The 22498-nt window shown below is 70.5% G+C and carries 22 protein-coding genes and 1 pseudogene; 15 read left to right on the plus strand and 8 right to left on the minus strand.

Features of this window, described 5'->3' with window-relative positions:
* The first annotated feature begins 139 nt into the window (after nucleotides 1-139).
* Both D1369_RS28230 and D1369_RS28235 read left to right on the plus strand, forming a co-directional pair.
* A complete protein-coding gene (locus D1369_RS28230; protein ID WP_007381797.1) occupies nucleotides 140-913 on the plus strand; it encodes an IclR family transcriptional regulator in 774 nt (257 codons plus the stop codon).
* Nucleotides 910-1758 (plus strand): SMP-30/gluconolactonase/LRE family protein, encoded by an 849-nt coding sequence (locus tag D1369_RS28235; RefSeq protein ID WP_007381796.1) that lies wholly within the window; start codon nucleotides 910-912, stop codon nucleotides 1756-1758. Before D1369_RS28230 ends, D1369_RS28235 begins: the two co-directional genes overlap by 4 nt.
* A 7-nt stretch (nucleotides 1759-1765) precedes the next feature.
* Here the strand turns inward: D1369_RS28235 and D1369_RS28240 are convergent, their stop codons facing one another.
* The 3 genes from D1369_RS28240 to D1369_RS28250 are packed head-to-tail and all read right to left on the minus strand — an operon-like array spanning nucleotide 1766 to nucleotide 4990.
* Nucleotides 1766-3178 carry an FAD-dependent oxidoreductase gene (locus D1369_RS28240; RefSeq protein WP_007381795.1) on the minus strand — a complete coding sequence of 471 codons (1413 nt, stop codon included), beginning with the start codon at nucleotides 3176-3178 and terminating at the stop codon, nucleotides 1766-1768.
* The gene (locus tag D1369_RS28245; RefSeq protein WP_037899873.1) at nucleotides 3171-4403 is read right to left on the minus strand and encodes an MAB_1171c family putative transporter; all 1233 of its coding nucleotides are present in this window, start codon (nucleotides 4401-4403) and stop codon (nucleotides 3171-3173) included. Before D1369_RS28245 ends, D1369_RS28240 begins: the two co-directional genes overlap by 8 nt.
* A complete protein-coding gene (locus tag D1369_RS28250) occupies nucleotides 4400-4990 on the minus strand; it encodes a hypothetical protein (protein ID WP_037899870.1) in 591 nt (196 codons plus the stop codon). Before D1369_RS28250 ends, D1369_RS28245 begins: the two co-directional genes overlap by 4 nt.
* 180 nt (nucleotides 4991-5170) lie before the next feature.
* Between D1369_RS28250 and D1369_RS28255 the strand changes: the two genes are divergently transcribed.
* The 5 genes and pseudogenes from D1369_RS28255 (at nucleotide 5171) to D1369_RS28275 (ending at nucleotide 10166) form a co-directional block, all read left to right on the plus strand.
* Complete coding sequence (locus D1369_RS28255; protein WP_007381792.1) at nucleotides 5171-6520, plus strand: extracellular solute-binding protein; 1350 nt, start codon at nucleotides 5171-5173, stop codon at nucleotides 6518-6520.
* Nucleotides 6517-7467, plus strand: coding sequence for a sugar ABC transporter permease (locus D1369_RS28260; protein ID WP_007381791.1), 951 nt, complete (start codon nucleotides 6517-6519; stop codon nucleotides 7465-7467). Before D1369_RS28255 ends, D1369_RS28260 begins: the two co-directional genes overlap by 4 nt.
* Nucleotides 7464-8339, plus strand: a complete 876-nt coding sequence (locus D1369_RS28265) for a carbohydrate ABC transporter permease (RefSeq protein WP_007381790.1) — start codon at nucleotides 7464-7466, stop codon at nucleotides 8337-8339. Before D1369_RS28260 ends, D1369_RS28265 begins: the two co-directional genes overlap by 4 nt.
* Before the next feature lie 18 nt (nucleotides 8340-8357).
* Nucleotides 8358-8629 (plus strand): annotated as a pseudogene (locus tag D1369_RS28270) (arabinan endo-1,5-alpha-L-arabinosidase); the annotation flags it as partial.
* A gap of 19 nt (nucleotides 8630-8648) precedes the next feature.
* Nucleotides 8649-10166 carry an alpha-N-arabinofuranosidase gene (locus tag D1369_RS28275; RefSeq protein ID WP_007381788.1) on the plus strand — a complete coding sequence of 506 codons (1518 nt, stop codon included), beginning with the start codon at nucleotides 8649-8651 and terminating at the stop codon, nucleotides 10164-10166.
* A gap of 9 nt (nucleotides 10167-10175) precedes the next feature.
* Here the strand turns inward: D1369_RS28275 and D1369_RS28280 are convergent, their stop codons facing one another.
* The gene (locus D1369_RS28280; RefSeq protein ID WP_037899868.1) at nucleotides 10176-13163 is read right to left on the minus strand and encodes a beta-galactosidase; all 2988 of its coding nucleotides are present in this window, start codon (nucleotides 13161-13163) and stop codon (nucleotides 10176-10178) included.
* A 110-nt stretch (nucleotides 13164-13273) separates the two neighbouring features.
* On the opposite strand from D1369_RS28280, the gene D1369_RS28285 reads away from it, so the two are divergent.
* Both D1369_RS28285 and D1369_RS28290 read left to right on the plus strand, forming a co-directional pair.
* Complete coding sequence (locus D1369_RS28285) at nucleotides 13274-13732, plus strand: Rrf2 family transcriptional regulator (protein WP_007381786.1); 459 nt, start codon at nucleotides 13274-13276, stop codon at nucleotides 13730-13732.
* A 175-nt stretch (nucleotides 13733-13907) separates the two neighbouring features.
* On the plus strand, nucleotides 13908-14558 hold the full coding sequence (locus tag D1369_RS28290) for a DUF4360 domain-containing protein (protein WP_007381785.1): 651 nt from the start codon (nucleotides 13908-13910) through the stop codon (nucleotides 14556-14558).
* Between the two features lie 56 nt (nucleotides 14559-14614).
* On the opposite strand, the gene D1369_RS28295 is transcribed toward D1369_RS28290, so the two are convergent.
* Complete coding sequence (locus D1369_RS28295) at nucleotides 14615-15403, minus strand: intradiol ring-cleavage dioxygenase (protein WP_050789696.1); 789 nt, start codon at nucleotides 15401-15403, stop codon at nucleotides 14615-14617.
* 161 nt (nucleotides 15404-15564) lie between these two features.
* Here D1369_RS28295 and D1369_RS28300 point away from each other — a divergent pair, with 161 nt between their 5' ends.
* Together D1369_RS28300 and D1369_RS28305 are read left to right on the plus strand one after the other, a co-directional pair.
* Entirely contained in the window at nucleotides 15565-15870 is a 306-nt protein-coding gene (locus tag D1369_RS28300; RefSeq protein ID WP_007381783.1) for a hypothetical protein, read from the plus strand.
* 123 nt (nucleotides 15871-15993) lie between these two features.
* The gene (locus D1369_RS28305) at nucleotides 15994-16608 is read left to right on the plus strand and encodes an N-acetyltransferase (RefSeq protein WP_202476988.1); all 615 of its coding nucleotides are present in this window, start codon (nucleotides 15994-15996) and stop codon (nucleotides 16606-16608) included.
* Here D1369_RS28305 and D1369_RS28310 read toward each other — a convergent pair.
* Entirely contained in the window at nucleotides 16598-16780 is a 183-nt protein-coding gene (locus D1369_RS28310) for a DUF397 domain-containing protein (RefSeq protein ID WP_007381781.1), read from the minus strand. The two genes, D1369_RS28305 and D1369_RS28310, sit on opposite strands and share 11 nt — an antisense overlap.
* Complete coding sequence (locus D1369_RS28315) at nucleotides 16777-17562, minus strand: helix-turn-helix transcriptional regulator (protein ID WP_240436104.1); 786 nt, start codon at nucleotides 17560-17562, stop codon at nucleotides 16777-16779. The genes D1369_RS28310 and D1369_RS28315 overlap by 4 nt, the downstream gene beginning before the upstream one ends.
* Before the next feature lie 169 nt (nucleotides 17563-17731).
* Between D1369_RS28315 and D1369_RS28320 the strand changes: the two genes are divergently transcribed.
* From D1369_RS28320 to D1369_RS28335, 4 genes are all read left to right on the plus strand, one after another.
* Nucleotides 17732-18208 carry an ATP-binding protein gene (locus tag D1369_RS28320; RefSeq protein ID WP_007381779.1) on the plus strand — a complete coding sequence of 159 codons (477 nt, stop codon included), beginning with the start codon at nucleotides 17732-17734 and terminating at the stop codon, nucleotides 18206-18208.
* Between the two features lie 309 nt (nucleotides 18209-18517).
* A complete protein-coding gene (locus D1369_RS28325) occupies nucleotides 18518-18862 on the plus strand; it encodes a DUF1330 domain-containing protein (RefSeq protein WP_007381778.1) in 345 nt (114 codons plus the stop codon).
* A 263-nt stretch (nucleotides 18863-19125) separates the two neighbouring features.
* Nucleotides 19126-19680 carry a hypothetical protein gene (locus tag D1369_RS28330; RefSeq protein ID WP_202476987.1) on the plus strand — a complete coding sequence of 185 codons (555 nt, stop codon included), beginning with the start codon at nucleotides 19126-19128 and terminating at the stop codon, nucleotides 19678-19680.
* 138 nt (nucleotides 19681-19818) lie between these two features.
* Nucleotides 19819-20775 (plus strand): arabinan endo-1,5-alpha-L-arabinosidase, encoded by a 957-nt coding sequence (locus D1369_RS28335; RefSeq protein WP_007381776.1) that lies wholly within the window; start codon nucleotides 19819-19821, stop codon nucleotides 20773-20775.
* 23 nt (nucleotides 20776-20798) lie between these two features.
* Here D1369_RS28335 and D1369_RS28340 read toward each other — a convergent pair whose 3' ends face one another.
* On the minus strand, nucleotides 20799-22484 hold the full coding sequence (locus D1369_RS28340) for a histidinol-phosphate transaminase (RefSeq protein ID WP_118082670.1): 1686 nt from the start codon (nucleotides 22482-22484) through the stop codon (nucleotides 20799-20801).
* Nucleotides 22485-22498: the final 14 nt, after the last annotated feature.

Below are 22498 nucleotides of genomic sequence, written 5' to 3' on the forward strand. Positions count from 1 at the left end.
ACAGGCTGGAGGGGGAGTTCGGGACGTGCCTGACCATTGCCGGAGGAAACAGCATGTCGATAGCCTGTGTTCGTCATGCCGATCGTCTGTTGAAATTTCGAACGCAGACGCCTTAGACGCAAAGGGAAGGGGGCCGGTTGTGGGACGCCTCGTACCTGCCGTGACCCGGGCTCTCGACATTCTCGAGCTCTTCCTCGACGGAGACGGGACGCTCTCCGCCCCCGACATCGTGCGCAAGCTCCAGCTGCCGCGCACCACCGTGCACGAGCTGGTGACCACTCTCGCCGCCCGGTCGTACATCGTCCAGGTTCCCGGTCAGCCGGGACGCTACCGGCTCGGGGTGCGGCCCTACCAGCTCGGCAGCCGGTACGCCGAGCAGCTCGACCTCGCCGCCGAGGGCCAGCAGGTCGCCCGGTCCGTCGCCGAGACCTGTGACGAGACCGTGCACGTGGCGATCCTGGAGGGCACCGACGTCATCTACATCGCCAAGGTCGACTCGACGCACGCGGTGCGTATGGTGTCGGCCGCCGGCCGGCGCCTGCCCGCGCACTGCACCTCCGTCGGCAAGATGCTCCTCGCCTCCCTCCCCGAGCCGCAGCTCGCCTCCCGTGTCCCGGAGGACGGCACGCTCGTGGCCATGACGCCCAACAGCATCACCGACCCGGCCGCCCTGCGCGAGGCCCTCGACGAGATCCGGCAGCGCGGGGTCGCCGTCGAGAACCGTGAGTCCAACCCGGACGTCTCCTGCGTCGCCGCCCCGGTCCGCGACCGCACCGGGCAGGTCGTCGCCGCGCTCTCCATCTCGGTGCCGATGATCCGCTGGAGCGACGACCGCCGCGGCGAGCTGGAGCAGCTGGCCGCCAAGGGCGCCGCCGAACTGTCCGAGCGTCTCGGCCACCGGAGCGTGGGATGACCCGCCACACGAAGTACGAGGTCGCCGTACGCGCCGAGGCCACCCTCGGCGAGGGCCCCACCTGGGACGGCGAGCGGCTGCTGTGGATCGACATCCTGGGCGCCCGGCTCCACAGCTACGACCCCGTGTCCGGGCATCGCACGGTCCGCCTCCTGGACCAGCACATCGGTGCCGTCAAGCCGCGCACCGGCGGCGGACTCGTCCTCAACCTGCGGGACGGCGTGGCCCTGCTGGACCCCGACGGCTCCTTCCGCTGGCTCCACCACGAGCCCGTCCCCGGCCGCCGGGCCAACGACGCCGCCGTCGCCCCCGACGGTTCCCTGTGGGCCGGCACCATGCGCTACGACGAAGCACCGGGCGGCGGCACCCTGTCCCGTGTCACCGGTGACGGCACGCACCACACCGTCCTCGACGACGTGGCCGTCAGCAACGGCACCGGCTGGAGCCCGGACGGCCGGCTCATGTACTACGTCGACTCGCCCACCCGCCGCGTCGACGTCTTCGACCACGAGAACGGGCACATCTCCGGCCGCCGGACCCTCGTCGAGATCGAGGACGGCGCCGGTTTCCCCGACGGCCTCACGGTCGACGCCGACGGGTGTGTCTGGGTCGCGCTGTGGGACGGGGGAGCGGTCCGCCGCTACACGCCCGACGGCGAGCTGGACCGGGTGATCACCCTCCCGGCCCCGCGCGTCACCGCGTGCGCGTTCGGCGGCCCGGACCTGACCGACCTGTACATCACGACGGCCCGGGTGGGCCTGGCCGCCCCGCACCCGGTGGCCGGCTCCCTGCTGGTGGTGCCGGGCGCGGGCAAAGGCGTACGGCAGCCGTCGTTCGCGGGCTGAGCGACGGCTACTGCAGCCCCGCCTTCTTCAACTCCTCGGCGGTCAGCGGCGGTTCGGTCAACGCCGGTTTCAACGGCCCCCGCACCGCCGCCAGCAGCACAGCCGGCGTCAGCAGCACCTCCGCCCGCCGCTCCAGTGACGTCACGTCGGTGACCCGGCGGGCGATCCGGCCGTTCCCCGTGGCCGTGCGCATGAGACGCGAGACGTACGCGGCCACGAGCCGGTCCCGGGCCGTCGGGCCGGCCTCCGTCGCTCCGGGATAGAAGACGTCCTGTCCGGTGGCCAGGTCCCACGCCGCCCCCACCGGCCGGGCCACCGCCCTCTGCACCCGACGGGACAGCCCGGCCGCCCCGAACCCGTGCCGCCGTGTGAGCTCCCGCAGGATCAGCGCGCTCTGGGCGCCGACGGCCAGACCGTGCCCGTAGACCGGGTTGTACGCGGCCAAGGCGTCGCCGAGCACCGTGAAGTTCTCCGGCCAGGCCGCCGCCCGCTCGTAGAAGTACCGCCGGTTGACGGTCGTACGGGTGAAGGCGACCTCGGACAGCGGCTCGGCGCGGGCGAGCAGGTCGCCGATCAGCGGATGTCTGAGTTCCTCGCGGGCGAAGCGTACGAAGTCCTCGCCTGAGGCGTCGGCGGCGGTGGGTTCGCCGCCGCGGGTGCCGTTGAGGGTGACGATCCAGCGGCCGTCCTCGATCGGCAGCAGGAAGCCCGACCGGCCCGGTCCTGGCTCGCGGGTGTCGGGCTGGACACTGACGACGGGGAAGCCGTCGCGGGCCTGTTCGGGGGCGAGGTAGAGGCGGCTCGCGTACGCCAGGCCCGAGTCGACCTCACGGCGCTCCGGCGCCGGCAGCCCGAGGTCCGCGAGCCAGCGGGGCGTTTTGGAGGCCCGCCCGGTCGCGTCCACGACCGTCCCCGCACCGATGGTCCGTTCGCGGCCGTCGGCCTCCCGCACCCGCACCCCGGTGACGGCCTCCGCGCCGCCCACCAGCCCCAGCGCCTCCGCGCCGCCGAGCACCTCGACCCGTTCGTCCGCGAGGACCCGCGCCCGGACCGTGGCGTCCAGCAGGTCCCGGCCGGCCAGGATCACGTGGTGGGACTCGGGCCAGCGCCGGAACCAGCCGTGGGCCGAGTGGACGACCATGTCGGTGGTGACCGGCGCCCGGCGGGCCCCGGCGTCCAGGAGTGTGGCGGTGATGCCCGGCAGCAGTTCCTCCATCGCCCGGACACCGCCGGACCACAGCATGTGGGCGTGCCGGGCCTGCGGCAGCCCCTTGCGCGGGGCCGGCCCCCCGGGCAGTTCGTCGCGTTCCACCACGACCACCCGGTCGGCGAGGCCCGTCAGCGCGGCCGCCGCGAGCATGCCGGTGTGCGATCCCCCGAGGACGACGGCGACTCTGGCGGGGGAGGGGCTTTCAGTCATGCGTGGACATGCTCTCTGCCGGGACGGTCGCGCGGGCGCGTACCGCCTTGATCTCGTCGGGGCTGCGCAGGACCTCGGACACGGCCGCGATCTCCTGGAGCAGGTACGTGGTGTCGGGTTCGCCGTCGCCCTCGGTGTCCGGCGCCTGCCGCCCCGCCTCGACGGCGTCCAGGATCGTCACGGCGGCGGCGAGGGCCTGGGCCCGGCCGCGCTCGAAGCCGAGGGCGAGCGCGGTGTCGTAGGCCCGCACCCGCAGGTCCTCGTCGATGAACCGGGACAGCTGGAGCAGTGCGTCCCGGATGAAGGTCTCGCGGCGGATCAGCCGCATCTCGGCGGTGGCGCGCAGGGCGAGCGGCTCACGGCTGCCCGCGACGGTCCGCATCAGCCGGGCCAGGGCCCTGAGGTCGCGGTGGCGACGGCGGACCAGCCAGCGCTCGTGGAGGTACTGGCCGGCGTGCGGGACGATGAAGCCGATCGCGACCAGGGTGGCGGCGACGCAGGCGGCGGCCGGGGCGATGTTGGTGTTCAGCCAGTCCAGGTCGTGCCCGGTCCAGCGGGCCACGACGGCGGTGAGCTTGGCCGCGCTGAAGAGCAGGTTCGTCGCGAAGCCGACCCCGAGGAAGCGCAGTCCCCAGCGCAGCCAGGCGTCGAGGCCGGCGGTGCGGATCCAGTTCCACACCAGCCCGGACGTGATCAGGCTGGCCACGGTGTGCGCGAGCAGGTAGAGCAGGATCAGCTCGCGCATGAACGGGGTCTCGGCGTAGTAGGTGTCCAGGTCCCGGATCCGCTCCACGGGGACGTCGGCGAGGGCGAACAGCACCCACATCACGACGACCACGGCCGCGTACACCCAGATCACCCAGCGGGTCGCCCGCCGGGTCCGGGCGTGGTGCTCGGTGCGGCCGTCGCGCCAGTGCACGACCAGCAGCAGCCAGGACGCGCACAGCGCGGTGAGCAGCGAGTACACCCAGGGCGCGGCGATGTTCGGGACGCCGGTGACCCGGTTCGTCCAGGCGATGGTGCTCGGGGCCGCGAACAGGAACACCGCGCAGGCGAACAGCAGCAGGCCGCCCACGGCGCGCAGCAGCGGGTCCCGCCACAGCTTGACGATGCTGGGCAGCTTGATCGCCAGGGCCGCTCCGAGGACCAGGCCCGGCAGCCAGTACGGGATGCTCAGACCGGTGAGGGACCCGACCGTCCCCGCGGTCAGGTGGGGGTGTGTCACCGCGCTCCGCCTCCGCGGTAGCCGAGGGTTCTCTGGACCGTGCCGGGCCGGGCTCCGGAGCCGCGGCCGGAGACGAACGGCCGGAACGCCGCCGCCAGTCGGTGCCCGAAGTCGTCCGCCTCGGCCTCGTCCGCCGCCCGGGAGCCGTCGCGGGCGGCCACGGTCAGGGCGACGGAGTCCCAGCCGGGCCGTTTGGCCAACGCGTCCGCCGCGGCCGCGTGGTGGTGGGCGTGGCCCGCGTGCAGGTGCCACAACTCATGGCCCAGGATGACCAGTTGCTGCATCTCCTCGGCCCGCTCCTCGATGATGACCAGGTCGAAGTCCTCGAACTCCACCCACAGTCCGGTCACCGCGATCTCGTCGGGGAACCGCTCGAAGCGCAGGTCGACGGGCCGTCCGCCGCGCCGGACGCTCATCTCCTGGCACAGGGCCCGGCACAGCTCGGGCACGTCGGCCGGGGGGCGGGGCCGGGCCCGGACCGCGGCGGTGAGGTGGGAGACCAGATCGCGCATGGCCGAGGTCGCACGGGTGCGTCGTAGCGCCGAGGCGATCCGGGCCGCACTCCTGCGCGCACCCGCGATGTCCATCCCACCCCCTGAACTCTCCCGCCGCCACAGGACGGGCTGTTCGAGACTACGCGCCCTGTCCGATCCCGTCACGCGATCCGATTTTGCCTGCGCACCCCATTGACTAGAAAGCGCTTCCTGCCTACGGTCCCGTTCGAAGTTACGGGCGCAATTCGAGATCTCGAACAGATGGGGCAGGGAATGGGACGACCTGACCTGAGCCGCAGGCAACTTCTCACCGCAGCCGGCGGACTGGGCGTCGCCGCGAGCTTCGGCTTCGCGGCCCTCGGCACCGGCGCCGACGCACTCGCCTCCGGCGCGGACACCCGGGTGCGCTACTGGAACCTCTTCAGCGGCGGCGACGGCGCCAACATGATCGCGATGCTGGACGCCTTCCGAAAGGCCCACCCGGACATCGACGTCAAGGACTCCACCCTCCAGTGGGGCAACCCCTTCTACACCAAGCTCGCCATGGCGGCGGCGGGCAACCGCGCCCCCGACCTCGGCGTCATGCACATGGGCCGGGTCACCGGCTTCTCACCGGGCCGTCTCCTCGACCCGTGGGACCTCGACCTGCTCGCCAAGTACGGCATACACGAACAGGACTACAACCCCGCGCTGTGGAAGCGCGGCGTCATCGACGGCAAGCTCTACGCCCTCCCGCTCGACATCCACGTACAGCTCTGCTTCTACCGCAAGGACGTCCTGGGCAAGGCGGGCCTGCTCGGCGACGACGGCCGGATGGTCCCGGTCACCTCCACCGACGAGTGGTTCGACGTCCTGAAGAAGGCCAAGGCGGCCCAGAAGAAAGGGCTCCAGACGATCGGCCTGTGGACCAACGACCAGAACTTCCAGTGGTGGTTCTTCGTCGCCTTCTACACCCAGCTCGGCGGCAGGTGGTTCAACGCCGACAACACCGAGGTCCTCTTCGACCCCGACAAGGCCACCCAGGTCCTGGAGTTCCTCCGCCGCCACGTCACCGACGGGTACGTCATCCCCGGCGCCCCCACCGGCGAACAGTTCATCAACGGCGCCCCCTTCACCTGGGAGGGCAACTGGTCCGTGCCGGTCTTCTCCGGCGCGAAGCTCGACTACGGCGCGACCCCGCTGCCGCCCGTCTTCGGCAGACAGGCCACCCACGCCGAGTCGCACGCCTTCGTCCTGCCGCACCAGGCGGGCCGCGGCGGCGCCACCAACGAGGGCGCGCACCGACTCGCCGCGTACGTCGTCACGCACGCCCTCCAGTGGGCGGCCGGCGGTCACATCCCCGCGTACACGCCGACGCTGTCCACGGCCGCGTACCGGAAGCTCACCCCGCAGAACGAGTACGTGAGCGCCATGGACCACCAGGCCACCGAGCCGAAGGTGTGGTTCGCGGGCTCCACCGGCGTGCTCGCCCAGGACCTCGGCCCGGTCGTGGTCTCCTCGACGATGGGCTCCGCGAAGCCCGCGTCGGTGGCGCAGACCATGAAGAAACACCTCACCAAGCTGCTCGCCTCCAAGAACCCGATGGACGGCAGGACCGCCGCGCAGGGAGGTGCGGTCGCATGACGACCAGCGCTCACATGACGACCGGAGCCGTCGCCGCACCGGGACGCGCCAGGACCGCGACCGCGACGGCGACCGTCCGCCGCAAGCAGGGCTTCCAGCACGGGGGTTGGTTCATCGCCCCGTTCCTGGCGCTCTTCGTGCTGTTCGTGATCTGGCCGCTGCTGCGCGGCGTCTGGCTCAGTTTCACGGACGCCAACATCTCCGGCGACGACGCGAGCTTCGTCGGCCTCGACAACTACCGCGAGGCCCTGCACGACTCGGCGATGTGGGACGCGCTCGGCCACAGCGCGTACTTCACGCTGCTGGTCGTCCCGTGCATCACCGTCCTCGCCTTCCTGCTGGCGATGCTCGCCCACCACATCGAGCGCGGCAAGTGGCTGTGGCGGCTGTGCTTCTTCGTGCCGTTCCTGCTGCCCTCGACGGTCGCCGCCAACATGTTCCAGTGGCTGTTCACCCAGGGCATCGGCCTGGTCAACGAGACCTTCGGGCTCGACACGCCCTGGCTCACCGACAAGTCGTACGCGATGCTCGCCATCGTCATCGAGACCCTCTGGTGGACCGTCGGCTTCAGCTTCCTGCTCTACCTCGCCGCCCTCCAGGGCATCCCCGGCCACCTCTACGAGGCCGCGAAGCTGGACGGCGCGAACGCCTGGCACCGCATGGTCCACATCACGCTGCCGATGCTGCGCAACATCACCGGCCTGGTGATCGCGCTCCAGATCCTCGCCTCGCTGCAGCTCTTCGACCAGGCGGTCGTGATGATGGACTTCGGGCCGGGTCCCGAGGTCAGCACCCGCTCCTTCGTCCAGTACACCCTGGAACAGGGCTTCACCAGCTACCGGGTGGGCTATGCCTCCGCGATGTCCATCATCTTCTTCGTGATCATCGCAGTCGTCGCCCTGGCCCGGATGTGGCTGCTGCGCAACCGTGAGGAGAGCGGCCGATGACCACCACCGCCGTACAGACCCGCAAGCGGTCCCGCGACCGGACCCGTAAGCCCTGGACACCCAGCCAGATCGTCCTCACCCTCCTCGGGGTCGCCGTCTCCGCCGTCTTCGTCGCACCGATCGCGGCCGCGCTGTTCACCTCCCTCAAGTCCGAGGCGGAGGCGGCCGAGATCCCGCCGCACTGGCTGCCGAAGGTCTGGACGGGCCAGGCGTGGAAGGCGCTGTGGGAGACCGGCAACATCACCAACTGGTTCATCAACTCCCTGGTGGTGTCGGTCTGCGTCACCTCCGTGGTGCTGACGGTCAGCGCCCTCGCCGGATACGGCTTCGCCCGCACCGAGTTCCGCGGCAAGAACGTGCTCATGGGCATCGTCATGTCGGGCCTGATGGTCTCCCCGGCGGTCCTGGGAGTGCCCCTCTTCACGACGGTCCAGCAGATGGGGATGGTCGACACGTACTGGGGCATGATCCTTCCCCAGTGCGCGCCGGCCGCGATGGTCTACATCCTCTACAAGTTCTTCCAGGGCGTCCCGCGCGAGTTGGAGGAGGCCGCGTTCATCGACGGCGCGGGCCGCTGGCGGGTCTTCTTCACGATCGTGGTCCCACTGGCGAGGCCGTCCCTGGCGGCGGTCGGCATCTTCACCTTCATCGCCTCCTGGAACAACTTCCTGTGGCCCTACATGGTGACCAACAACCCCGACCTGATGACCATGCCGAACGGCATCGCGACCGTCATGAACTCCTACGGCATCCAGTGGGCCCAACTCATGGCCGGCGGCCTCATGGCGGGCCTCCCCCTGATCATCGTGTTCGTCTTCTTCCAACGCCAGATCGTGGCGGGGGTGGCCCATACGGGGCTGGCGGGCCAGTGACACGACCACGGCACTGCACGGCACGGCCGCTCCTACTACCTCCTCGCGTCATACGACACCTGTTGTGCGGGAGTGAACTCCACGTACAAGATCAGGGCGGCGGCGACCTGCTGCTGGCAGGACACGGGAGGTACATCGGCACCGGAGGCGAGTCGGTCTTCCGCACCCGCGGCCAGGACTGGCTGGCCTACCACTACTACGACGCAGAGGACAACGGCACACCGAAGCCGGGCCTGAACAGGCTCGGTTGGGCGCGTGACTGGCCGGTTGTCGAGCAACCCCGTTTCTGAAACTTCCTGAAAGGCATCCATGAGCACGCCCACCGCCCGCTTCACCCTCGACCCCGCCTTCACCGTCGGCGAAGTGAACCCCCGTGTCTTCGGCTCCTTCGTGGAACACCTGGGCCGCTGCGTCTACACCGGCATCTTCGAACCCGGTCACCCCTCCGCGGACGAGGACGGAATCCGCACCGACGTCCTGGACCTGGTCCGGGAACTCGGCGTCACCGCCGTCCGCTACCCCGGCGGCAACTTCGTCTCGGGCTACAAGTGGGAGGACAGCGTCGGCCCGGTGGAGGACCGCCCCCGCCGCCTCGACCTCGCCTGGCGCTCCACCGAGACCAACCGCTTCGGCCTCTCCGAGTACATCGCCTTCCTGAAGAAGGTCGGCCCCCAGGCCGAGCCGATGATGGCGATCAACCTCGGCACCCGCGGTGTCGCCGAGGCCCTCGAACTCCAGGAGTACGCCAACCACCCGGCCGGCACCGCCCTCTCCGACCTCCGCGGCGCCCACGGCGACAAGGACCCCTTCGGCATCAACCTCTGGTGCCTGGGCAACGAGATGGACGGCCCCTGGCAGACCGGCCACAAGACGGCGACGGAGTACGGCCGGATCGCCGCCGAGACGGCCCGCGCGATGCGCCAGCTCGACCCGGGCGTCGAACTCGTCGCCTGCGGCTCCTCCAGCCAGTCCATGCCCACGTTCGCCGAGTGGGAGGCGACGGTCCTCGCCGAGACGTACGACCTCGTCGACTACATCTCCCTGCACGCCTACTACCAGCCGGAGAACGGCGACCTCGACTCCTTCCTGGCCTCCGCCGTCGACATGGAGTCCTTCATCGAGAACGTGGTCGCCACCGCCGACCACGTGGGCGCGAAGCTCAAGTCCAAGAAGAAGATCAACCTCTCCTTCGACGAGTGGAACGTCTGGTACATCTCGGAGTGGCACGAGATCGAGAACTCCGGCACGCGGGACTGGGCGGAGGCCCCCCGTCTCCTGGAGAACAACTACAGCGTCCTGGACGCGGTCGTCTTCGGTTCCCTCCTCATCGCCCTGCTGCGGCACGCGGACCGCGTCACCGTCGCCTGTCTGGCCCAGCTGGTCAACGTGATCGCCCCGATCATGACCGAGCCGGGCGGCCCGGCCTGGCGTCAGACGACGTTCTTCCCGTTCGCCCAGGCCTCCAGGTACGGCCGCGGCGAGGTCCTCGACGTCCGGGTCGACTCGCCGACCTACGACACGAAGAAGTACGGCGAGACGGACCTCCTGCACGCCACCGCCGTGCGCGCCGAGGACGGGTCGGTCACCGTGTTCGCCGTCAACCGCAGCCGCAGCGAGCAGCTGCCGCTCGAAGTCGCCCTGAGCGGACTGGACTTGACGACCGTGGTCGAGCACAGCGTCCTCGCCGACGCCGACCCGGACGCCCGCAACACCCTGGACGCGCCCGACCGGGTCGCCCCGCACGCGGCCGAGGGCACCGCGCTGACGGACGGCACCCTCACCGCCGTACTGGAGCCGCTGTCCTGGAACGTGATCCGGCTCGCGTGACCGACCGGGCTACCGGCCGGGGGAGTCCACCGGTGCCACCGGCACTCCTCCGGCCGAGGCCCCCATCGCCGTCAGCCGCACCTCCCCGGGCCCCGACTCCGTCGTCCCGTCGGACAGCACCGCCAGTGCCAGGGTGTTGGTGCCCCGCGTGCGCAGGATGCCGTTCGGCAGGACGAAGGTGTGCTGCGGGCCCACGTCGTTGACGTACTGGCCCATGTTCCAGCCGTTGAGGAAGATCTGCACGCGGTAGGCGCGCTTCGGGTCGTCGTCGAGGGCGAGACCGACGGAGGCGTCGATGCCGGAGTCCACGGCGAGCCGGAACGTCGTCCGGTACCAGGTGACCCCCTGGCGCCGGTCGGCGCGCGGCAACTGCGTGTCCTCCCAGTGCTCTTCGGCGAACCCCGGCAGATGCCAGCCCTTGCGCTCCCCGTACAGCCCGCCGTTGTTGAGCGGCCCGCGCACCGGGTCGGGTGCCGTCTCGCCCTGGATGCGCCAACTCGCCTTCGGGGAACCGCCCTTGAAGGTGACCGCCGTCAAACCCCGGGCCACCTTGTGGGAGTCGGCGGATCCGCCGTCCATGTCGTGTGCCATCCGCCGGACCAGGACGGACAGGACGCGGGGCGAGTGCCCGGCGGGGGGCGGCACGTCGAAGGTGGCCGTCGCCGTCCAACTGCCCCTGCGCGCGGTGCCCTTGTCCGGCACCGGCATCCGGTGCGTGCCCAGCGGCTCGCCGTCCAGCCACGCCATCAGCAGCCCCTGCGTGCCCGTGCTGTAGGACAGCGACACCGACTCCAGCTCGTCCGCGCCCGTCAGGCGTCCCCGGTACCAGACGTCGCCGTAGTGGAAGCCGTAGTCGTCGGCGAACAGGACCGGCTGCCCCTTCGGGACCGGGGTGATGCTGTACGAGCTCGTGCGGTCGGCGGTGGTCCAGCCGGAGTCGTCGTAGTCCGGGACGGACTCGAAGTTCTCGGTACGGCGCCGCCAGCCGCCCAGCGCGGGCAGCCGCACCTCCCCCACGGCGGGGATCGGGAGCTGTCCGGGCGTGGGCGGCATGTCGGCGCGCAGGCTGCCCATCGGGGTGGCGGAGGTGCGCAGCGGGCGGCCGTTCCAGGTGATCCCGCCCATGCCGCGCGGCCCCCACACCTCCATGCCCGTGCCCTCGACGGTGTCACCGGTGAGATGGGCGGTCGCCCCGTCCAGGGTGACCCCGCGCACCAGCGACGGCCCGTACACGAGGACCGGTCCGGTCGGGGTGTCCACCGGGAACAGCCGCAGCGAGCCGGGGTCGTCGGTGAAGATCAGCAGCAGCGGGGTGTCGCTGCCGCCGCCCTCGATCCGCACCCGGGCCGGGCCGCCGACGCCCATCGGCACGGTGATCCTGAGGACGCCGAGGTCGTAGTTCCACGCGGGTTCCGCGTCGCCCCGGGTGACCAGGGGCTCCTCCGGGCACTCCAGGAGGACCTGGGCCATCTCGCCGTGCGGGGCCGTGAACACGGCGATGTCCATCCGGCCGACCTTCTGGCACATCATGGGCTGCGCGGTGGCGAACTTGAGCGTGTGCCCGCCCAACTGGAGGCCCGCGGTGAGCAGTCGGGCGTCATGGGCGGCCACGGTGAACGCCACGTCGATCCCGGCGTCCGGGATCGTGGTGGTGATCGGCGCGTCGGTGTCGTTGCGCACGACGTACACCTGGGAGCCGGTGTCCGGGTTGGTCAGGTGGTACACCTTCAGCCGCTCGTCCGCGGCCCGCACCGCGTCGGCGCGGTTCAGCTTGGCGAAGTCCGGCACGGTCCGCAGGAGATGGCCCAGCTGGTGCGCCGGGGCGAGCTTCGGCGTCTGCCGGCGGGCCTCGTCGATCGCCGCCCCGTAGTCGTACGACGTGTAGACCTGCGGGGCGGGCAGCCAGCCCCACGAGGTGCCGCCGAAGGTCATGTAGACGTTGTGCACGGTGATGCCGTTGGCGAGGTTGGTGAGCTGGAAGCGCCGCTCGTAGGCCGCGTCCCGGGTCCGCCGTGCCTCGGCGTACCCCTTGCCGTCGAACGTGGCCCCGCCCCACGAGTCGAACCAGCCGCCGCCGAACTCCGGCATGAACCCGGGTGTCGTGGGACTGGCCGTGGCCCCGCCCTTCAGCCCGCCCTCGCCGAAGTCCCCCCAGTCGGGCGGCACTTCGGACGGCACGGGGTACCCGTCGAAGCCGTAGAGCCATCCGCGCTCCTCGCCCCCGGTGTTGAAGGATCCCGGGGTCCAATACCCGTTCCTGCCCTTGTCGTTGTGGAACAGCGGGACGTCGATCCCGTCGGCGCGCACCTTCTTGTACAGGTGGGACATGTAGTCGCGGCCGAGGGGCTCGTCGACGAAGGCGTCGTACTCGTTCTCGATCTGGTAGAGCAGGACCGTGCCGGTGCCCTTGGTGAACAGGTGCCGGGCGGCGATGGCGTTGACCTCGGTCAGCCACTCGTCGACGTACGACAGATAGGCCGGGTCGGAGGTGCGGGCCCGGCCCGCGGTCGCCGTCAGCCAGCCCGGGAAGCCGCCGCCGTCGACCTCGGCGTTGATGTACGGGCCCGGGCGCAGGATCACGTACAGGCCGGTCTCGGTGGCCGTGCGCAGGAACAGGTCGAGGTCGCGGACGCCGGTGAAGTCGTACTGGCCGGGGCCGGGGGAGTGGTAGTTCCAGGCCACGTACACGCTCACCGCGTTGAAGCCGTGGGCGCGCATCTTCTGCAGGATGTCCCGCCACAGCGACGGGCTCGGCAGCCGGAAGGGGTGCATCTCACCCGACCACAGCACCAGGCGCCGGCCGTCGACCAGCAGCGAGTGCTTGTCGTGGCCGACCTTGTGGCGCGCCCGGTCGGCGGCGGGAGCGCCGGGCGCGGGCCCGGTGGGCACGCTGTGGGAGGCGTAGGCCCGGGTGGTCTCCCCACCACTGCCGCTCAGCGCGAAGCCGAGCGCCGTGGTGCCGGCGAGGGCGCTGAATGTACGTCTGCTCAGCTCCAAGGGAGCGCCTCCTGGTCGTGCCGCGCTAGCGCCAGTCCGTCCGTGGGTGTGGTTGGTGTGCCTATTGTGGCGTGGCCATTGTCTCTTCCCGAACGCCGCACAATTGTCGTATGAGGATCTCTGCACGGGCGGACTACGCGGTACGGGCAGTGCTGGAGCTTGCCGTGAGGCAGGGCACCGAGCCGGTGAAGGCCGAGGCCATCGCCGCGGTCCAGGACATTCCGCACAAGTTCCTGGAGGGGATCCTCGGCGACCTCAGGCGCGGCGGGATCGTCGACAGCAGGCGGGGCGGGGGCGGCGGTTACCGGCTCGCGCGCGAGGCCTCGGCCGTCACGGTCGCGGATGTCATCCGCGCGGTCGACGGGCCGATCGTGTCGGTGCGCGGCGAGCGGCCCACCGGTCTGGAGTACACGGGGTCCGCCCAGCCCCTGCTCCCGCTGTGGATCGCCCTGCGGGCCAACGTCCGCAAGATCCTGGAGGGCGTCACCATCGCCGACATCGCGGGCGACGCGCTCCCCGAGCCGGTGCGGCGGCTCGCGGCCGAACCGGCCGCGTGGGAGAACCCCTGATCGCTGCCGGGGCCCAACTTCTGCTGTTTACACGTGAGTTCGGCCATCGTGGGAATGGCTGGAGTTCGCTCTGGCGGTGCCACAGGGGGCTCCCTACGATTCGATCGCCGCGGCGCTTCACAGAAACCACACAGGTTCTCCACGCTTCAACTACAGCGCAGAGGAGAGACCCCCCATGGCAAGTGGACTTCTTCTGGGCGGTGCCGTCGCCGCTCTCGTGGCCGCGGCGGTGCCCGCGCACAACCCGTCCGGCGGGTTCGTCGACCCGCCCCCGGACAAGATCGTCATCGACGTCGCCACGGTGAACGGCTCCGGCTGTCCCGCGGGTACGGCGGCCGTCGCCGTCTCCGAGGACAACACCGCCTTCACGGTGACCTACAGCGACTACCTCGCCCAGGTCGGCGGCAACTCCGATCCCACGGCGTTCCGCAAGAACTGCCAGCTCAACCTGATCGTCCACGTCCCGCAGGGCTTCACGTACGCCATCGCCGAGGCGGACTACCGGGGCTTCGCCTCGCTCCAGGCCGGCGCGAGCGGCGTCCAGCGGGCCTCGTACTACTTCCAGGGCTCCTCGCAGACGGCCGCCAAGACCCACACCTTCCCCGGCGCCTACAACGACAACTGGCAGGCGACCGACACCACCGACTGGGCCCAGCTGGTCTGGGCCCCCTGCGGAGTCCAGCGCAACTTCAACATCAACACGGAGGTCCGCGTGAACGCGGGCACCTCCTCGCCGTCCAAGGTCAGCTTCATGACGATGGACTCGACCGACGGCGACATCAGCACCGTGTACCACATGGCGTGGAAGGAGTGTCCCCGCAAGTGAGGTCCTGAGCGGGGCCGCCCGCCGTCCGAGGGGCGGCGGGCGGTTCGGTTCCGGTGTCAGCTCCTCTCGACACCGAGGGTCAGGGTGCCGGAGTAACCGGCCGAGGGGCTGCTGCCGAGGGCGGTCAGCGTCAGGAGGCCGGACGCGGCGCCGCCGTCGTCGTAGATCCCGTCCTGGGCGAGCGTGGTGCGGCGGACCGTGTTGGCCGAGTACGGCGAGAGCGCGCCGACCTTGGCGGTGGTCGTCTCGTTGAAGAAGAGCTGGCCGGTGTGGAGCTCGGTGCCGCCGGTGAAGGAGCCGTCGGAGGTGAGGGTGACGCCGACGTGCACCTTCACGTGGATGTGGACGCAGCGGCCTATGTACCACCCGGGGTAGACCGTGGTGATCTTGGCGACCCCGCTGGAGTCGGTCAGGACGCCGCCGCGCAGGAAGGTGCCGCTGTCGGGCTCGTTGTGGCCGTTGTTGCCCACGTAGCCCGAGTACTCGCCGAGCGCGTCGCAGTGCCAGATCTCCACGAGGGCGTTGCTGATCGTGGCACAGGTGTCGTCGTCGACGACGGTGAGGGCGAGTTTGAGCGGGAAGCCGGTCTTGCCCTCGGTGATGTCGGCGCGGACGTACTGGCCGTCGAGGTAGTAGGGGCCTTCGGTCATCTCCTTGGTGAGGGTGCAGACCGCCGCGGCGGCCACGGGGGCGGTGTCGGGGGATGCCTGGGTGCCGGGCACGGCGGCACCCACGGCGAGCGTGACGGCCGTCGCCCCGGTGGCGACGAGGACGGTCCGTCGGCCGATGCGGTCTCTCGTGGGGGTGTCGTACAGGGGGGACTCGCTCAGGGGAGTCTCGTTCATGGGGGTGTCTGTCATGGACACGGCACCTTAGGGGCCGTTGCTGTTGATGGGCTGTCAGTTCGGCAAAGTGAGGGACCGTCAAGTTTCTTGCGAGACACGTTGCGGTGTCTCACGCGGTGGGCGCGGTACCGTAACGGGGCGTATGCCGACAAGGAGGGTAAATGGGGCTTACCGTGCGGGTCGAACGGCGCATCGCGGAGGACTTCCCCGGCCGGGAGGGCGAGGTGGTGGGTGACCTCCTCACCGAGCTGGTCAACCACCTCACCGACCGGGGCGACCAGGAGGACAAGGAACGGATCGCCGCCGCGACGCTGCTGTGCGGACAGGGCCGGGTGGACCGGCTTCTCGACGCGGTCCAGCTGGCCAAGGAGGACTGGCGGGACGTGCTGGTGGGGGCGGGGCTGGCGGATGCCGGGTGGAGGGAGCGGCTGGAGGCGGACTTCGGACCGGCGGCCTCCTCCGGCTGACCCGCGGGGGCAGGACCGTGCGGCATCCGGGCAGGGCGCCTCCTGGTCGGTGTCGTGCGGCCCCGCCGTCGCAGGTCGCAAATGCCTCGTGTACGAGTCGGCCCTCGACCTACGCTCACCACCATGACGTCACACGATGTGCCCGCAGGTTCCCGGGCCGCCTCCGGTGGTGCCGGACCGGTGATCCGGCAGGAGACCGCTGACGACCACCCGGACGTGCGCGAGGTCCATACGCGCGCGTTCGACGACGGCGAGCGGGTCCCCGGGCTCGTGGAGGCACTGCGCGCCGCGGAGGCCGCGGTGGCGCCGATGTCGTTCGTCGCCACCGTCGACGACCGGGTCGTCGGGCATGTCCTGCTGAGCGCGGCGCGGTTGGACGCGCCGCGCCGGATCGTGGACGTCCTCACCCTGTCACCGCTGGGCGTCCTCCCGGAGTTCCAGCGTCGGGGCATCGGTACCCGGCTCGTCGCGCACGCCCTCGCGGCGGCTGACAGCCAGGGTGTGCCGCTGGTGTTTCTGGAGGGCTCGCCGCACTACTACGGCGCGCGCGGCTTCGAGCGGGCCGACGCGGTGGGCTTCCGTTCGCCGTCCCTTCGGATCCCCGAACCCGCGTTCCAGGTGGCCCGGTTGTCCGCGCACGAGCCGTGGATGACGGGCACGTTCGTGTACTCGGAGGTGTTCTGGGCCTTCGACTGCGTCGGTCTGCGTGAGCCGGAGGGCGGCGCGGTCACTTCGTGAGGTGGGTGAGGAACTCGGTCCAGGGGGTGGGGGTGGTGGTGAGGTGGGGGCCCTCGGGGTTCTTGGAGTCGCGGATGTGGATGGTGGTGGGGGTGAGGGCGAGCTCTACGCAGTCGCCGTCGCCACCGCTGCTGTAGCTCGACTTGAACCAGTCCAGTTCGGTGCTGCTCATACGTCCCCTCGCATCCGCTGCAACAGGCTCACCGAGTCGTTGAGAGTGAGAGCCTGTGAGCGCATCCTGGCATATCGCCGTTGGAGGACGCTGACCTCATTCGGGTCGGAAATGAGGAGTCCGGCTCGCTGACCCTCGCAGTAGGCGAACCACTGTGTCCGCGGCGTCTCCAGCAACTGCATGGGGCCGTCCAACCCGGCGTGGTTCTCCTGCTCGGTCGGCATGATCTGGATCTCGACGTTCCGCAGCTCGGCCAACTCCAGGACGTGGTCGATGAGTTTCGCCGTGACCTCGACTCCGCCCGTATGCCGCCGGAACAGATGCTCCTCGAGAATGAAGCCGAAGGCCGTGTTCGGCCTCTCTCGCAGCAGTCGTTGACGCTCCGCCCGCGCGACCCACTGCGCCTCGATCTGGTCGTCGTCCAGCGGCGGGAGCTGGTTCGTGAACAGCTGCCGCGCATACGCCTCCGTCTGCAACAGCCCCGGGATCAGCCGGCATTCGTACGTGTACAGAGTGATCGCACCGGCCTCCAGTCCCGCCCACTGCCGAAACCACGCCGGCAACCCCGGCTGTCGAGCCAGCTTCGGAAACGACTTCCGCAACGCCCCGGTGTTCCCCGTGGCCTCCTCCCCCCGCTCCACCAGCACCAGATCCGGCATCCGGCGCCCCAGCTCCACACTCGCCACCGTGTGTTTGGAGAACCCCACGAGGTCGCCGAACTCCTCCCGGCTCAACCCCGAGTGCTCCCGCAGCGCTTGCAGCACCGCCCCGAACGTCCGCATGCTGTCCGACGACTCCGGCTCACCGCCACCATCGACCACAGTCGGTCACCTCCCGCACTCATGGTCACGGTCCGTCACGTGTACTGTCCAGTCCGTGACCGCGTACTCTGCCGCGGCGTACGCGGTGTGGACCTGGAGAAGTTCGGCCCGGGGGCGCCAGATTGGGGCCATGACAGCACCTGCCACCCCCCAACCGCCGGTCACCGTACGTATGTTCACTCAGCGACTCAGTGCGACCCCGAGAGCTGCCCGTCTCGCCCGGCATCTCGCCCTGAACCAGCTGCACGACTGGGGTATCCCGCACGACGCCCCGGCCGCCGACTCCGTCGCGGTGATCGTCGCCGAACTCGCCGCGAACGCGGTGACGCACGGTCGGGTGCCGGGGCGTGACTTCGAGTTGCGGCTCTCCCTCGTCCCCGGAAGTGTGCGCGTCGAGGTCACCGACACGCGCGCCGAGCCCGTTCCCGCCGTGCGGCCATCAGGGCCCCTGGACGACGGCGGCCGCGGTCTCCTTCTCGTCGACGCCCTCGCCGACCGCTGGGAGGTGCTGGACCGGGAGCCGCCGCCGGGCAAGACGGTCCGAGCGGAGGTGGATCTGCCGCGGTGGCGGGCGCTGGCCAGGAAGGCGGGGGCGACGGACAGCTGACGCCCCTCGTGTGCGATGCCGCGCGGCGAGCGGGGCTCAGGTGCCGGCGGTCGTGCCGGCGCCTGTCCTGGTCGAGGGTCCGCGTCACGAAGGGCGTGAGCCCGAGTTCCGTCCGCGCACCAGGGATCGGCTGCGAGCGCGGGGGATCGCGGCGGTGCGGACCGGTGCTCCTCCCCGCTGAAGTGCTCGGACGCCCGGACCCCGGGATCCCCGGGCGACCGGCCCGCTTACCTCGCGGGTAATCGCCCCCGGTTCGCCCCGCGTGCCAGGCTCGTCGGCGTACGGAGCCCTACCGACCGGGAGGACACCATGACCGCCTACGCCATAGCCCACCTGCGGGAAGCCGCGCCGCATCCCGAGATCGCCGAGTACATCGAGCGCATCACCGCCACCTTCGAACCGTACGGCGGCCGCTTCCTCGTGCATGGTGCGCAGCACGAGGTGAGGGAGGGCGGCTGGCCCGGACACGTCGTGGTGATCGGGTTTCCCGGGATCGCCGAGGCGCGGGCCTGGTGGGACTCCGCCGCGTACCAGGGGATCGCGCCACTGCGTTCGCGGCACATCGAGGGCGACATCATCCTCGTCGACGGCGTTCCCGAGGGATACGACCCGGCGGTCACCGCGAAGGCGATGCGGGACGCGCTCGCCTCCTGACAGGACTGACGCGGCACGCGGGGCGCTGCGCGGCGACCTCACCGCCGGAACGCCGAACGGAGGCCGAGGCGGGCGAGCGGTTCGGGGGAGGGGCAGCGGGCGCGGGTCGTCGGCATGGAAACGGATGGTGTGGGCATGGACCGGCCGGACACGACCCACGACCCATGACTCCGAGTTCGCCAAAGAGACCGCCGACGCCGTCCGTAAGGTGGAGGCCGGAACGGACGGCAATCCCGTCGACATCGACATCAAGTGGTGGCCAGATGACTAGCGCGAGCCCGGCGTCGTCCCGGCTGATCGCGACGGTGGACGCGCTGCGGACGGCACTGGCGGAGAGTCCGGACGTGCTGTCGTTCACGCTCGGCGGGACGATCGACGAGGAGACGGCCGCCGCCGCGGAGGCCGACGGGGTGCCGCGGGAGTTCCTGGACTTCTGCCGGGTGCTCGACGGCGCAAGCTGCGGGCCGTCCGTGCAGCTCTTCGGTCTGGACGAGGCGGAGGAGCACCAGTTCTACTGCGAGCCGGTGGTCGACTCCCCGCTGCCGCTGTCCCCCGAGAAGCTCTACTGTGTCGGGATGGCCCAGCAGGCCCCGGTCTTCCTCGACCGCGCGGGCGGCGGCGTCCTCGGAGCCCCCGAAGAAGGCGCCGACTGGGTCGACGCGGAGCGCTTCGAGCAGCTCGCGCCCAGCGTGGCGGCGTACTTCCTGGAGCGACTGGCCACGTTCGACGAGTACAAGCGGCTCGCGTCGGTCGACGACGAACTGGTGGAGTACGACGACTGGCTGAAACTGCTGCGCCGGGCCGGTCTCGCCGACTGAGCGCCGTCGTGCCAACGGCTGTTGCTGCGCGGACCATTGACGCGCAAGGGGTTCGATTCTACGGTCCCGCCCGAAGCTCTGATCGGTGATCGGCATATCGAACATCCCCCCACTCGCATCCTGCGAAGGAGCGTCACCGTGCGCCGCACCTCACTCCTGGCCGTCCCCGTGGCCTTCCTGCTGGCCCTGATCCCGGGCACGGCCTCCGCGTACCCCAACCCCGGGACCGTCACCGGCGCCACCACCGTCCACGACCCGACGATGATCCGTACCTCGGCGGGCCGCTACCTGCTGTACGGCACCGGTGGCGGCCTCGGCTACCGCATCTCCACCGACCGGATCGCGTTCACGGCCGGCAGCGACGCCTTCTCCGCCAAGCCGGGCTGGTGGTCGTCGTACGCCACCGAGGCCTGGGCGCCCGACATCTCCTACCAGGGCGGCAAGTACCTGATGTACTACGCCGTCTCGACCTTCGGCTCCAACAAGTCGGCGATAGGCCTGGCGACTTCGAGCACCGGTCTGCCCGGCTCCTGGAGCGACCAGGGCACCGTGTACACCTCCACCACCTCCAGCGACTACAACGCCATCGACCCGAACCTGTTCGTCGACGGCGACGGCAAGTGGTGGCTGTCGTTCGGCAGTTGGTGGACCGGCCTGAAGATGATCCAGATCAACCCGGCCACCGGCAAGCAGCTCTCCACCAACACCACCCGGTACTCGATCGCCTCCCGCCCCACCGGGACCAAGGCCGTCGAGGCGCCGTACATCGTGAAGCGGAACGGCTACTACTACCTCTTCGCGTCCTACGACACCTGCTGCGCCGGCACCAGTTCGACCTACAAGGTCAAGGTCGGCCGCGCCACCAGCGTCACCGGGCCGTACGTCGACAAGAACGGCGTCTCGATGATGAACAACGGCGGCACCCCGGTCCTGGAGACCCACGGCAGCATCATCGGCCCCGGCGGACAGTCCATCATGAACGACACCGACGGCGACCTGATCGTCTACCACTACTACGACGGCAACGCCAACGGCACCGCCAAGCTCGGCATCAACCTCCTGAACTGGAGCAGTGGATGGCCGGTCGCGTACTGATCAGGTGAACACGTGGACGCCGCTCAACCGGTCTGCCCCATGCCCGCCGCGTTCGGCCAGCTCTGAGCGTTGGGCCAGCCGGTGGCGGGCGCCTGGGACAGCTCCTGCGGAGCCCCGGGCGCCGGCGCGGTCATGCCCCGCACCTGCGCGGCCGTGAGCCCGCCGCGGGCCGGCACTCCCACCGGAGTCGGCCCGCTGGGCGGCGCGAAGGGCGCGGGAGCCGCAGGGGCCGGCGGAGGCGTCGGCATCTGGGCAGGGACAGGGGCAGGGGCAGGTGCAGGGGCAGGCATCGGGGCCGGCGCCGGCATCTGGGCCGGCATCGGCATCCCCGCCCCCATGGAACCCATGGAACCCATGGACCCCATGGGACCCATGGAAGCAGCCGCCCCCATGGGCGCCGCCGCGGCCACCGCCACAGGCTGGGCCACCGGCATCGGCATGCCGACGCCTCCGCCCATCCCCCCACCGCCTACGGCCATCGCCGCGAGGTCCTGCATGCCCGCCCCGTTGGTCTGGCCGACCAGCCGGTCCACTGCCGCCGTACCCGAGCTGTAGCTGGTCCCTTGAGCGAGCTCGGGCACGGCGGCTCCCCTCCTGGTCCCGTAGAGCACCTGTTCCAGGCCGGACACCAGGCGACGCACGTCCACCTGGGGGCGCACCACGAGCCGCAGGAAGCGGCTTGACGAACCGATCTTGTTGCCGCACTCGCGGACGAGGATGCGGTGCTCGGTGAGCATCCGGTCCCGGACCACGGTGCCCTCGGCACCCACGGGCAGGCGCACGAAGAGGAAGTTCCCCTGGGAGGGGTAGACGGTCAGGCCGGGCAGCGCGGAGAGCTGGCTCGCCATGTCGAGGCGGTCCCGGCGGACCTGGTGGAGGCTCTGCGCGTACTCGGCGCCGTGCTCCTTGAGCATGAACACCACGTACTCGGCGAAGGCGTTGAGGTTCCACTTCGGCAGCATCGAGCGGACCCGGCCCGCGAGGGAGGGGTTGGCGACCATGTAGCCGAAGCGGATGCCGTGCAGGCCGAAGTTCTTGCCGAGGCTGCGCAGGACGATGACGTTCGGCCGGATCATCGCCTCCTGGACGACGCTCGGTTCGGACTCCGCGTCGGCGAACTCCAGGAACGACTCGTCGATGATGATGAGGTCCAGGTCGGCCATGGCGTCCATGAACTGCACGAGCGCGTGCTTGTGGAGGAAGCCGCCGTCGGGGTTGTTCGGGTTGCAGATGACCGCGACCCGCGTGCCCCGGGTGCGTATGAACTCGGCGTACTGCGCGAGGTCCAGAGCGAATCCGCTGGACTCCTGGAGCGGGAACATGTCGACCCGCTTGCCGGTCTCCATCGGCTGGTCGGTCCAGCGGCCGAAGGTGGGAACCGGGATGGCCAGGGACTCGCGGACCAGCAGGTGGTCGATCCAGGTGATCAGTTCGGTCGAGCCGTTGCCCATCGCCACGGCCTGCGGCGGGAGTTGGAGCAGGTTGCACAGCTCGGCGGTGATCGTGTCGGCGCTGCTGGGGTAGTAGGTGATGATGTCCTTCAGCCGCGCGGCCATGGTGTCCATCATCGCCGGGGTGGGGAAGTAGGGATTGCAGGGGATACAGAAGTCCACCGGCCCCGTCCCGTCGCCGCCCTCGCGCGCCAGCGCCGCCATGGACGGGCTGTGCGCAGCCGTGCTGCGGAACAACGAGGTGACGTTGTCGGCCATCGAACCTCCGTATG

Origin of the sequence: Streptomyces sp. CC0208 (assembly GCF_003443735.1) — a bacterium.
Lineage (GTDB): Bacteria > Actinomycetota > Actinomycetes > Streptomycetales > Streptomycetaceae > Streptomyces > Streptomyces sviceus.